Source organism: Bacillus cereus group sp. BceL220 (assembly GCF_051776965.1).
Classification (GTDB): Bacteria; Bacillota; Bacilli; order Bacillales; family Bacillaceae_G; genus Bacillus_A; species Bacillus_A cereus.
Map to the genome: position 1 here is coordinate 337,706 of NZ_JBPWBC010000006.1, position 12,695 is coordinate 350,400.

Genomic DNA, 12,695 nt, shown 5'->3' on the forward strand with positions numbered 1-12,695 from the left:
ATCTTATTTCACTATTTTTTTAATAGTTTTATTTTATCGAAATTTCCGTTTTTTATCTACATACGAATACTAGCTTTTCGGAAACCATCAAATATATTTATTGCAGCAGATAACATATAAAAGAAAATTCCTCCCCCAATGAGCCACGTTTTAAACTCCTCTGGGGAAATAGTAAATGCATTTGCCAAATACGTAATAAATCCTGCGTTAAATAAATGTGGATTTACTACAATTACAATGAATACTATCGTCCCAGCTACTTGAAGAATAGCATTTCCAATCGCCAATCTTTGCGTCCATTGTCCTTGCACTAATTTATAAAGGGATATACCTATTTCAAAAACGATCATAATTACAATGATTGGCCAGTACTGCAGTAAAACATCTTGATTAAAAGTTGGCGAGACAAACTTCAGTCCATTTGCCGTACCATGATATACGCCAACAAGATGATTCGCATAAAAGTAAAGTGTAGCCCAAACTGCTGTCCACATTAAACCTGCAAAAACTTCAAACTTCGAGATTGCTTTTTTCTTTGGGATATACGAGATGTTTTTCAAATCATCTGGTGTCCATTTTTTTAAACTTGTCGTCAACGGCTCGATACCTTTGTCTTTATCTGTTCTTTCTAAAATAACAAACACAAGTGTCAACCAGAAAAATACATGGGGGCCCACTTCAAAAATTTCCCCAATGCCTTTACCTATCAATTGCAAAATAACATTTAATACCGCTTGATCACCACTATAGCCTATAAAATTTTCTGCAACCATTGATATGAGTGCAATGACAGCTGCGATTGGTATAATCATTTTTAACAACGTTGTATATACATCAAAATAACGTGGTCCAATTAAATGCATCGGTCTATCCAAATAACCATTAGCCAATGAAACCGGACTCCCCAATTTTTTGAGAACGCTCTTTACATCTTCCTCACTATAATCTTCAGGTAACATATCCTCTATAGTTGACCTTAGTTCAAGTGTAATATCTTCACTATTTTTTTCAGGTAATCTCTTCGCAACCTCTTGGATATAGAGATCAATTAAATTCATTCTCTTCCTCCTCCTTTAATAAGTTATAAAGTTCTTTCGAATCCTTTATCCATTCTTTTTTCAACTGCAAAAATATTTCTAATCCATAATCACTTAAAACATAATACTTACGAGGTCTACTCTCCGTTTTATCCCAACTACTCGTCACTAATTCCTGCTTTTCTAATCGGCGAAGTAGCGGATATAAAGTACTTTGATCAATTGTAATCCCTGATTGCTCCAATAACTGGACAAGTGAATATCCGTACTGCGGCGTTCTTAATTGACTTAAAACGGCTAACGTTAATGTCCCTCTTCTTAACTCAGTAATTAACGAGTTTAATAAAGTATCCATTTACTCACCTCATTTCCATTACTATATGTCATACAGTATGTGTTTTATACTATGTATCGTACAGTATTAATGTGACAAAAACTATAATTTTTTACCAAAAACAGATAATGAAAAGCGCAAATTATATGATTTGTGCTTTTTTAGCTAAGTTATATATATCTATAGCACACTAAAAGGTAGCAACCTTAACTACTAAATTACCATGGTTGAATGATTCCTGTTTTATTCTTTATCGGCTGTTGATTTCACACCGTTTTCAGCACCTAATCAACGTTACTTCCTTCATAAACTTCATCTTGTTCAAAATCTTTATTTTTGTTTGGTTTATTAGAGAAAAATAAAAAAACAATTAAATTAGGTTAATTGTTTTTCAAATGCAAAATCTTTATTTTTTTAAATAATCTATGATATTCGAAAAGACAAATTCTCCAAATGCAAGTGGTATATAAATAAACCATAACTTTAATATTGCCTTTGTTTCTTTGTGATCAGAATCCCCCATTAAAACCAACCCTATCCTTTTTCTTCAAATATTTTCTTTTTAATTCCAATAACAAGGAAATTATACCATTTATTAATGTTGTAGTCTATTTTTTCTAAAAATTAAATAAATAAAATTCTTGTATTCCTTCAATATTCAGATAAACATAATAACTTTTTTACGTTTCATCTTCAAAGTCAATAATGAGTCCTGTTAGAACCGCTACATTACCAATCGATTGGATCCCGTGACCAATAAAATCCACCTTAAATTCTTCCCACTCTAACTGCTCTTTTGTGATTCATCGTCACATTATGATGAATCACTCATACATTATCTAGAAGTTAAAAACCCTAATTCACTTTTCTCTTAAAGAGCACAATTCAAATGTGCTCTTTTTAAGTCCGTTCGAATAAAATTCAAAATCCTACTGATAAACAAAAAAATCTCGTTTTTCAATAGGATTCATTAGCTATATATAGCGAACTCCATCGCCTATTACTAAAGTCGAACTGATTTAAGTAATATAAATTCCCCTTTTTCTTTAGAAAATGGAACAACCTCTACAATCGCCTCAACATTAATTACTCCGTAAACATGCGGATATTCTTGACCGTTAGAAGCAAGTTCATATTTTACTTCTGCTTTTAATAGAGCTGGATCAATTGTAAGTAATAAAACATCTTCTTCATGCTTGAAATATTTTTCTGCAACTTTTAAAGCTTGATCTACTAATGAACAATGAATAAATCCCTCTTCTATAAGGGAAGCTTCATTAATTTCTCCAATTATTTTTGCGATTTCCCAATTACTTTTCGTAATTACTTTTGTAATCATAGTAACTCTCCCTTTTTAATTTATGTAATGATATAATAACACTAAATTTTCAACACGTGCTTAATAGATTGGGGACTTATAATGGATAAACCTCTCACTGCATTACAAACTATTATTATACATATGAATACAACTGAGCATTGGCATGATTTTATTTGTTACTGTCAGCATCGCGAAGCGGGACTTCGAAAATTAGCTTATAAACATTTAGAGACATTTATTACAAATGCAAAGAAATGGGAATCAAAAGATCAAGAGGAGTTTGCCATTTCACTGTTTACTATTTTAGATGCATCAAACGAAAAAGATGAGGTGTTAACTTTCTCACTAAATAGTTTTCTAATTGACATTCTATATAGATGGACAGAAAACACCCCATTTGATTCAAGACCTTTTAGATGGATAGGAATTTATATGGACTCTAGCAATAAAGAAGACGATTTAGAAAAATCCCTTCGAAAAGCGATTGAATTAGGTGGTGATACCGAACAAGAAGCCATGATATACCTAGTTTCTAATTACATCAATACTTTAGATTTTGGTACACATGAATTACCGTCAGGTTATTGCGGGGATTTAGGCGAATGTATAGAAAAACTTCCCTATATGCTGCAATTAATTAATAGAATTCAGAATAAGAACATAAAGGAGCAAAACATTGGGCAAATACAAGAACAACTACACCTTATTCTAGATTGGTTAAAACATACACAAACTCCAGTAGATGCCATTCGTATACGGAAAAAAGAACAAACTAAGGAATTAGAAAAGGTCATTGTATATTATTTACACAACAGCTCAAGTCGTTAGTTCATCTTGTACAGAGATAATAAAGTTGTTTAAAACATAATAAAATTGTTTAAAAAACGCCAGTCATATTATTAAACAATCGGGCTATATAACGGAATAAATTCTTGTAAAAATTAAAAATATCTGAAATAATCGTCATTAAGTTGAAGCAGAGCGATTGAAGAAAAAGGTGATACGACTTTTTCTTACTTAATAATCGTACGATAGTTAAAAAATTCAACTAATTATATTCCGAAAGGGTGTGTGTAGTATCTTATCAACTAATGTTTTTACTTATAAATCTAAGGATGGAAAAACAATACTAATTAGAGAAGCTAAAGAACAGGATGCAGAAAGAATACTAGATTCTGCTTCAAAAGCTTTAATAAACGCTCCATACATGCTAAGTACGGTTGAGGATGTAAAAAAGGTGCGTATCGATGCTATTCAAAAAACGTTAAAAGCTTATCATGAAAATCCAAATTATGTACAGTTTATTGCTGAAGTTGATGGTAAGTTAGTCGGCTCAATAGATTTTAAGAACGGAAACAAAGAAAAAATTAGTCATCAAGGGGCTTTTGCGATGACCATACTACCTGAATATCGAAATTATGGTATCGGAAGAGCTCTTCTAGAAACATTAATCAATTGGGCTAAAAATAACAGTAAGATTGAAAAAGTTTGTCTTGAGGTAATGGAAGATAATCTAGGTGCAATCCAGTTATATAAGAATCTAGGCTTCTTTGAAGAGGGTAGAAAAGCAAAGGGTGTAAAATTGGATGATAGCTACCAAAATTTAATATTAATGGCTTTATTCGTTTAAAATTGAACATTAATTTCAATATAAAAAGAGGATCTTCATGGTCATCTCCCTGTTAAGTAGACAGTAATAGAAATCCTCTTTTTATATTTATCCCACATTAGCTTGCAGTAAAACTCCCCACTGATTATAGTTTTACTTTATTTTAATCCTTTAATTAAAGGTGACGCTTCCCCACTATGGAAAATCCATAAGTCATGAAGTGATCTCGTACATCCGACATATAGTAACTTTGCATCATGTTTTGTGTTTTTGTAGTGTTCTTCATCCACATCAATTAAAAGCACCGCATCAAATTCTAAACCTTTCGCTAAATAGACAGGTACTACTGATATACCACCTTCATATTTACTTTGGTTTGCTTCAATTACGTTTACCATTAATCCTGCATTTGTTAATTTCATATATATATCACGACATTCATCTTCTGTTCTTCCGATTACCGCAATTGTTTTCACATCTGCATTTTGCAAATGTTTTACCGTCTTCACAATTTCAGTAAATTGATTTTCTGCATGAATTACTTTCACATCTTCTCCACTGCGGAAGACTGGTGTTGCGAGTCCTACTGGGATTTCTGCATTTTTAATTATTTCATTTGCAAATTCAATAATTTCTTTTGTAGAACGATAACTTCTTGTCAATTCATAATAACCGGTTTCTTGGAATACTTCCTTAAAAGCATTCCAATCTTCAATTCCTTGGTAATCATAAATCGCTTGCGATAAATCACCTAATATAGTGAAAGAATTACCTAATGTAATTTCTTTTAATACATAAACTTGGAAAGGCGAAAAATCTTGCGCTTCATCAATAACAACGTGATGAAACTTCTGCCCGATTTCGATCCCTGTTATACGATGATGTATGTATATTAAAGCTGGTAAATCTTCTACACACACTTCTTTTTTACGACAACTCTTTTCTGTTTCTTTAACAAGTTCTTCAGGTAATACCTCAAGTATTTCTTTACTTTTTACTATTGAACTATACAGTGAAAGAGCACTCATTTTCGGCCAAAACTTCATATATGCGTTCAGTCTCTTAGTCGCTTCTTTTTTAAGTAATTTTTTCTCGTTTGTTTCCCCGAATTTTTTAAGTTCAATTTCAATCCAGCGCTTCATTCGTCCTACTAATCGTTCTCTTCTTTTCTGTAAAGGATAATGTTTATATTCAACTTGCATCCATTTTTTAACATCTTCTACTGGAATAATCGCTCTATCCCACGCCTCAAAATCTTTTGTCGGAACTAACTCATTTTCAAATTGGATCATTCTCTCTTCAATAAACGTCTTAAATTCCAACGTACCCTTTAATTTACCTAGCATTACCTTCTTTTCATCACGATTAATTGAAAATGCTTCTTTCAATTTTTTTTCTGTCTGCTTTAGTTTCACTGAATCATCTAACGTACGTAATGCCCAATCTGGAAACGTTGTTTGACTAATATTCCCTACACCTAATTCAGGAAGTACACTCGAAATATAGTCTAAAAACAGACTATTCGGTGCAAATACGATCATTCTTTCTGCTTCTAGTTGTTCACGATATTCATAAATTAAAAAAGCAAGGCGATGTAAAGCAATTGTTGTCTTTCCACTCCCTGCAACCCCTTGAATAAGTAATGGTAAATTTCTTTCCGCTCGAATAATATCATTTTGTTCCGATTGAATCGTTGAAACAATATCCTTTAGCTTATTATCTTTATTCTCACCTAATCGATATAGAAGAAAATCATCGGCATGTGATACATCCTCATTTCCTTTTACATATGTATCAACAACACGTTCAAGTTCTCTTTTTCGAATGGAAATGTTTCGTTTTAAATACACATCACCTTCTACTAACCCATCTGGTGATTGATAAAATGCTAATTCTTCTCCACCGGTAAATGAATAAAACATACTTGCGACAGGCGCCCGCCAATCAATAATGATTGGCTTCATCGTGTCCATATCCGAAACCCCTACTTTTCCGATATAAATCGGCATAACTTCTTCTTTTCCATCTTCCTGAAAATCTAACCTTCCAAAGTACGGCTCTTGCACACCAATACGTAAGTTTTGTCTATTAGACTCCCTCATACTTTCAAGAATTTGCTCTTTAAAATCTTCTCCATAATAAACTGGGATTTTTTCAAGCTTATCCAATTGCTCATCCATCGTATGTAAAGTATCCTTCATTTTTTGTAACTCATCTTCAAATATGTTGCTCATTTCGACGATTCCCTCCTGTCCGTTCTAATTTTTCAGTCGAAGTATCATTGTATTAAAAATCCAATCATAAAGTCAATAGTTTCCATTTAAATTTTCCGAAAAAACTTACTTTTCATCTTTCTAATTTAAAAAGAATATGCAACATCTAAATCACACACATGCACATATAGTATAGTGATGCATGTAAAAGATACTTCTTTCTATTTGTCTCCTATTTAATTTATCTATTAAAAAACATTGTAAAAATTAAAGACTTTAATCAATGGGCGTTTTACTGCCCATAAATAGTAGGATAAATAAAAGTAAAGGAGGCTCTTCAAATGAATATTTTGAATCTATCTCAAGATTAAATATGCTTTTATCTGGCTGTATCCTTATGGTTTGTTGGTCAATTATGTATGTTGAAATATATAGACTTACAAAATCCGTCTGGCATGCGTTATCATGCATGCGATCGAGGATGCTGTTCCTACTGTTTTAGTTACCATAACAGGGATTATTCCCCTTACAAACAGTAGTGATTTTTGGTTAAATCCTATTAGCGGGGTCGCTGCTACTGTTTTATTTCTCGGAATTGGAATCGTACTAAGAACTATAAGAATAAAAAGAGAACGACAATTATTCACACAATAAAAAGCAGATAATGAATTCGTCATTATCTGCTTTCCAATTTTTAAAACTACCTTATTATATTTTTTGATACATAAGCCAGTCACCAGATTCTATCACTTTCTTTAACATCTTTTTATCTTGAGCGATATACACATATGCCTCAATTTCCCTATCAGCAACATATACTGTTTGCGTAATTCGATCATATAAATCAGTCTCCGCATTACCTGTATATTCTTCTAGTTCATCTAACTTACACAATATCTCATCATTTACTACATAAACTTCTCCATACACCTTTTCTTCAATCGAATAAGTCATGGCCGGATATCCTTCATTCGTATCAAATAATTTTCCATATGTCCAAGCTCTGTCTGCAATGCATGTTGCACCTAGCATATAATGAGCATTCGTTTGCCCTCTTCTTAACGTGCCATAAACGAAAACATGATACATAAATTCTTATCCCCTTTATATGTCTCTACTTTCTTATTTGTAAATAAGCACGAATCATAAAGTAACTCACTTCATTCGGAAGCTGTTCTTTAATAGATTTCAGACCACCCTCTGCATTTTGAACGGCAGTTTCAATAAGAGATTCATACTCTGATGGAACAAAACTTTGCCACTCTACTTCCATTCCATCCTCGTAGCAGCGAATTAAATGGTTTTCGATTGTTTGTCTTGATAAGTTGCGTTCTTTTGCAATCTCATTCAAATCAATACCTTGTTTATACATTTCATACGTTTCTAAATGAGAATTTGCGGACGCTTTTCCTGACTTTTTACGCTCTGAAACTACTTCTGTCTTAATCGTTTCAGCATAATTTGGATTTTCTTCAATAAAATGCTGAACTGCTTGTAAGAAGTGCGAGCCATATTTCACAAGTTTGTGTTCTCCGATACCTTTTACCGTCAACAATTCGGAATCACTTTGCGGCATTTTCACGCACATATCTTTCAATGTTTGGTCAGAGAAAATAACGAACGGAGGTACACCTTCTCCTTGTGCAATTTCTTTACGTACTTCACGAAGCACTTCAAATAAAGGATGGTCTTGAACAATTTGTCTTGTCTCTACTCGTTCTTTTCGTAAAACATTCTCTTTACCAAGTAATACTTCTTTCCCTTTTTCTGTTACTTTTAACGTCGGATAAGTGCCATGTTCAACTGCAATTAACTCATCTGAAATTAAAAACTCAATAAACTCACTGACCTCTTTTACACTACGGTTCGATAAAAGCCCATACGTTGGTAAAGTATGAAAATTAAATTCAATAACTTTCTTATTTTTCGACCCCGTTAATACTTGCGCTATCATTTGCTTTCCAAAGCGTTGGTTCGTTCTAATCATGCATGATAAAACCATTTGTGATTCCCTTGTCACATCGATGCTCTCGCGATTGTCTGTACAATTACCACAGCGTCCACAATCTTCTTTCGGTTCTTCTCCAAAGTATTGCAAAATGAATGATTGTAAACATTGTTCTGTATGACAGTAATCGGTCATATTTTGCAATTTTTCAAGTTCATTTGAAAAACGTGATTCTCCAGTTGATTGATCAATTAAAAAACGCTGTACTTGTACATCTTGAGAAGAATATAACAATATACATGTACTATCTAATCCGTCACGACCAGCACGTCCTGCTTCTTGATAGTAACTTTCCATATTTTTTGGAAGCTGATAATGAATTACGTAACGAATATTCGATTTATCAATACCCATCCCGAATGCAGATGTTGCTACCATTACACTTACTTCATCTCGTAAAAAGAGTTCTTGTTGCTCATTTCGATCACTATCACTCATACCAGCGTGATATTTTGATACAGAAACTCCTGCCTTCATTAAATCTTCATATAACTGATCGACTACTTTTCTAGTAGCTGCATAGATAATCCCAGATTCCTTTTGATTTTGACGAATATAATCCGCCAAATATGCATTTCGATCTTGCCCTTTAATGACAGAAAACGATAAGTTCTCACGCTCAAACGTTGTCATAATTGTATTTTCTTGATTAATTTCAAGTGTATTACAAATATCATCACGTACTTGCGGTGTTGCTGTTGCTGTTAATGCTAATACGAGCGGCTTTTCTGGAAGATAATCTAATATGCGATGTATATGTAAATAACTTGGACGGAAATCATGTCCCCACTGTGAAATACAGTGTGCTTCATCAATCGCAATCATAGGGATTTTCATATCGATAAGTTGGTCAACAAACTCCATCGAATCAAGACGCTCAGGCGCGACATAAAGTAATTTGTAATGTCCTTGTTTCGCTAATTGAATTCGCTGATTTGCTTCAGCAATAGAAATAGAACTATTAATATATGTAGCTGAAATGCCATTCTGTACCAATGTATCTACTTGATCCTTCATAAGTGATATTAAAGGAGATATAACCAACGTCGTTCCTTCAAATACTAATGCCGGAATTTGATAACAAATTGACTTACCGCCACCCGTTGGCATAATACAAACTGTATCTTTCCCATCTAGTACATTTTTAATTGTTTCATCTTGTCCTCTTCGAAACGAAGAATAACCAAAGTAGGACGCTAAAAGTTCTTGTGCTTTAGTAAACAAAAAAGAGTCACCTGCTTTTCTTTATCTTTCATCTACTCCTATTATATCATCTCTTATGCATCATGAAAGTGATGAATACATGACTAACAGCCTGCTTTTTCATTATTTTATGCTTCTTTACGTTTTTGAGAATGATTAGCAATTATAACGAATTTCAAAATAAATACACATTTTATTAATTCTCCTTGAATACTACTAATCTTATACATATGAATTCAGGGGGTTACTATATGAAGCACCGTAATATTAGTTCCATCAAACAGAAAACGGTATCGAACCAACTCCAATTCTCAAATAATGAAGCGTGGAAATATGAATCATACTATAAGTACCAGCCATTACTCTCTTATAAAAAGCTTTTACATTTTCTTTCTCAACTTTTTAGACGTTAATATATGCGCAAAAAAATGTATCATTCACAGAAGTTTTCTCAATATTAAACGTATAGACTTACTACAATTCAGTTGTTACCATATATAATAATCTGTTGGATAAATCCCTTAAGTTGACCTGCTTATATTAGCAGGTCTTTTTCATGATTACATACTTCTGTGCACTTCAATCCCACTTCCAAGTCTTTTCTCCATTTTATAACTATATTTAAACCCCAACAATTAATGATAATCATAAATTGTTGGGATTTAAATTGTTCACATATAATTATGCAATTCTTCTTTCTCAATACACAAAACACATTTTACTTGTTACTATAAAAGTACTCCAGATGAGTTTTTGCTCATCGACATTATCTGTTAATGGGGCCTGCCGCGGGAAGCAGGTCCCTTTGACTTTATGACGGTACCAATTTCATTTGGACACATTTACCAGGTTTTTTCAAAAGAATTTTATGATAATATTACGTAGTCGAGTCCGACATCTCGGCAATACCCTTTTGAGGGGCTGCAACTTCCCTTGCAGCCCCTCTTTTACTTTATATTCATTTTATTCATATATACCACAACATCATTCATCGAATTTCTCCATTTCAAATTCCCTAAAAATAATCTAGGACACGTAACTAAAAATAAATATTTATCATACTTTGAGTTATACATGTTCAAAGGAGTGTTACTATTTATGTATTCTTATTGGCAATCGTATTACTCCCCCTACCATAACCCTTATGTAAACTATGATTTATCCGTACGTAACTACCGAATTAGTAAAAACGAGAATTTTTTAAAAGGGTATATGCGTTCTTTATGGGAACAACACGTCGCTTGGACGAGATTGGCTATTATAAGTATTATATTTAATTTACCAGATGTTAACGTTACTGTTGGACGGCTTCTACAAAACGCAACACACATGGGACTATCACTTGAACCATTTTACGGTGAGGATGCAGTGAAAAAATATAGTGCATTAATTAAAGATCACTTAGTAATTGCAGCGGATCTTGTTAAAGCTGCAAAAGCTGGTGATCAAAATGCAGCGGCCGCTATAGAGAAAAAATGGTACGCTAATGGTGATGAAATTACTGAATTTCTTAACAGTATTAACCCATATATTGATAAAGAAGAATTTAGAAAAATGTTTTATGAACATTTAGCACTAACGAAAGCAGAAGCACTTGCCTTCCTAAATAAGGATTATGAAGCAGGAGTAAAACTTTACGATAAAATTGAAAAAGAAGCATTAGAAATGGCCGACATGATAACAAACGCAATCGTAAAACAATTCCCGCAAGTATTTCAATAAAGTGAAACTTTAATCAGAGTAGGTTACTACTCATTAATACTGGATAAAAATAAGTCGATTTCCCAACATAAATCGACTTATTTTTATCCATGATAGTTCACCTCTCCTCTTTACATTTAGCTTATATCGATATATTTTATTAATATCCGTTTTTTATAGGAGGAAATAGTTTGATTAACGCCATTGGTCTCGTTTTTATACTTACAAATAAACACGAGAAAAAAAAGAAAGTTTACCTAAATGAAAAATTTGCACTAATAGATATTATTGATTCTAAAGAAGTATTTGATGATGACGGGAATCCTTTAGTAGAACTAACATGTAAATACAGTATATATTTAGATGAAAAATATTACTGTAAATCTCTCGATGATTATACCGGACAAGTATTTCCTTTCTTAAGTGCAAAAATAGGAAAAGGTCTTCTAAGAAACTTAAACTACTACTTTTCTTACGTTGATGCCTATGATAAGAAACCACCAGTTAAAGAAATAAGACCACTTATGAAACAAGTAACGAACAGATAGCCAAAAATACAAAAAAAGAAAGCATCTAACTCTGGATGTTTTCTTTTTTATTGAAAACTCATTAACTTTCATCCTCTTCTAAAAGTATGTATCCAAGCATATTTTAAATTAAAAACATTGGAGGATTAGAGTGAATGAAATACTCAGAAACAATTATAAGCAAACGACTTCGAATACTTAAAATGACGGGTATGTTTTTCATGCTAGTGTTAATAGCATGGATTGGATATACAAAATTACTTTATGAAAACGGATTCCTTCAAGAAAAAAAGAATTCAGTAGAAGTAATGAATACTAGCATTACAGGAGAAATAGAGCAGCTTTTTCATATAAACTTGCAAGGTTATCGAAAAACAAGCCTTGATGCTGTTATAGAAGCAAGTAAAACCGATCCAAGCGAACTATCCCTAATTGAACTGGTCAACAAATCCTGCTCGCGAGATTGCATAGGCGAACCAGTAACATATGTAAACTCAAACAATGGATATATCTTTTATAAGGAATCTAATGGAACTAATGTAGCTATAACGGTTAAAAAGAAAGACACATGGGTAATTGTAAAGAAATCTGTTCAAGATGGATTATAATTCCCCCCAAAAAAAGAGTACGTATGAAGTGACCCCTAAAAGTTAGACACGGTTATTTCATTAGGCAGCTTGATAAAAGTGAGTCCGGTATTGTACTGGGCTCATTTTTAATTTTGCCTTAATCCGTTTCGTAT

12 protein-coding genes and 2 pseudogenes are annotated in these 12,695 nt (G+C 32.8%); 7 read left to right on the top strand and 7 right to left on the bottom strand.

The window, feature by feature from the left end; genetic code table 11:
* Positions 1 to 56: 56 nt before the first annotated feature.
* The 4 genes and pseudogenes from ACS2FK_RS18545 to ACS2FK_RS18560 all read right to left on the bottom strand — a co-directional run bounded on the left by ACS2FK_RS18545 (position 57) and on the right by ACS2FK_RS18560 (position 2,710).
* Positions 57 to 1,058: an HAAS signaling domain-containing protein gene (locus ACS2FK_RS18545; RefSeq protein WP_063547527.1), complete on the bottom strand. Its 1,002-nt coding sequence runs from the start codon at positions 1,056 to 1,058 to the stop codon at positions 57 to 59.
* A complete protein-coding gene (locus tag ACS2FK_RS18550; protein ID WP_063547529.1) occupies positions 1,045 to 1,392 on the bottom strand; it encodes a PadR family transcriptional regulator in 348 nt (115 codons plus the stop codon). The genes ACS2FK_RS18545 and ACS2FK_RS18550 overlap by 14 nt, the downstream gene beginning before the upstream one ends.
* Positions 1,393 to 2,054: 662 nt before the next feature.
* Positions 2,055 to 2,129, bottom strand: a pseudogene (locus ACS2FK_RS18555) (DUF6944 family repetitive protein); the annotation flags it as partial.
* Positions 2,130 to 2,374: 245 nt separating this feature from the next.
* Positions 2,375 to 2,710, bottom strand: a complete 336-nt coding sequence (locus ACS2FK_RS18560) for a DUF952 domain-containing protein (RefSeq protein WP_016122662.1) — start codon at positions 2,708 to 2,710, stop codon at positions 2,375 to 2,377.
* A gap of 81 nt (positions 2,711 to 2,791) precedes the next feature.
* On the opposite strand from ACS2FK_RS18560, the gene ACS2FK_RS18565 reads away from it, so the two are divergent.
* Together ACS2FK_RS18565 and ACS2FK_RS18570 are read left to right on the top strand one after the other, a co-directional pair.
* Positions 2,792 to 3,520 carry a hypothetical protein gene (locus ACS2FK_RS18565; RefSeq protein WP_063547531.1) on the top strand — a complete coding sequence of 243 codons (729 nt, stop codon included), beginning with the start codon at positions 2,792 to 2,794 and terminating at the stop codon, positions 3,518 to 3,520.
* Positions 3,521 to 3,761: 241 nt separating this feature from the next.
* Complete coding sequence (locus ACS2FK_RS18570) at positions 3,762 to 4,322, top strand: GNAT family N-acetyltransferase (RefSeq protein ID WP_000337115.1); 561 nt, start codon at positions 3,762 to 3,764, stop codon at positions 4,320 to 4,322.
* A 137-nt stretch (positions 4,323 to 4,459) separates the two neighbouring features.
* On the opposite strand, the gene ACS2FK_RS18575 is transcribed toward ACS2FK_RS18570, so the two are convergent.
* Entirely contained in the window at positions 4,460 to 6,535 is a 2,076-nt protein-coding gene (locus ACS2FK_RS18575) for a HelD family protein (protein ID WP_063547533.1), read from the bottom strand.
* A 319-nt stretch (positions 6,536 to 6,854) separates the two neighbouring features.
* On the opposite strand from ACS2FK_RS18575, the pseudogene ACS2FK_RS18580 reads away from it, so the two are divergent.
* Positions 6,855 to 7,168 (top strand): annotated as a pseudogene (locus ACS2FK_RS18580) (CPBP family intramembrane glutamate endopeptidase); the annotation flags it as partial.
* 54 nt (positions 7,169 to 7,222) lie between these two features.
* Here the strand turns inward: ACS2FK_RS18580 and ACS2FK_RS18585 are convergent.
* Complete coding sequence (locus ACS2FK_RS18585) at positions 7,223 to 7,603, bottom strand: gamma-glutamylcyclotransferase family protein (protein WP_063547535.1); 381 nt, start codon at positions 7,601 to 7,603, stop codon at positions 7,223 to 7,225.
* Between the two features lie 25 nt (positions 7,604 to 7,628).
* The gene (gene recQ / locus ACS2FK_RS18590) at positions 7,629 to 9,746 is read right to left on the bottom strand and encodes a DNA helicase RecQ (RefSeq protein WP_063547537.1); all 2,118 of its coding nucleotides are present in this window, start codon (positions 9,744 to 9,746) and stop codon (positions 7,629 to 7,631) included.
* 230 nt (positions 9,747 to 9,976) lie between these two features.
* Between recQ and ACS2FK_RS18595 the strand changes: the two genes are divergently transcribed.
* The 4 genes from ACS2FK_RS18595 to ACS2FK_RS18610 all read left to right on the top strand — a co-directional run bounded on the left by ACS2FK_RS18595 (position 9,977) and on the right by ACS2FK_RS18610 (position 12,561).
* Complete coding sequence (locus ACS2FK_RS18595; RefSeq protein ID WP_000682734.1) at positions 9,977 to 10,138, top strand: hypothetical protein; 162 nt, start codon at positions 9,977 to 9,979, stop codon at positions 10,136 to 10,138.
* A gap of 685 nt (positions 10,139 to 10,823) precedes the next feature.
* Complete coding sequence (locus ACS2FK_RS18600) at positions 10,824 to 11,447, top strand: hypothetical protein (protein ID WP_063547539.1); 624 nt, start codon at positions 10,824 to 10,826, stop codon at positions 11,445 to 11,447.
* Between the two features lie 170 nt (positions 11,448 to 11,617).
* Entirely contained in the window at positions 11,618 to 11,974 is a 357-nt protein-coding gene (locus ACS2FK_RS18605; RefSeq protein ID WP_063547541.1) for a hypothetical protein, read from the top strand.
* Positions 11,975 to 12,108: 134 nt separating this feature from the next.
* Positions 12,109 to 12,561 (top strand): hypothetical protein, encoded by a 453-nt coding sequence (locus ACS2FK_RS18610; RefSeq protein ID WP_000877573.1) that lies wholly within the window; start codon positions 12,109 to 12,111, stop codon positions 12,559 to 12,561.
* The last annotated feature ends 134 nt before the right edge of the window (positions 12,562 to 12,695 follow it).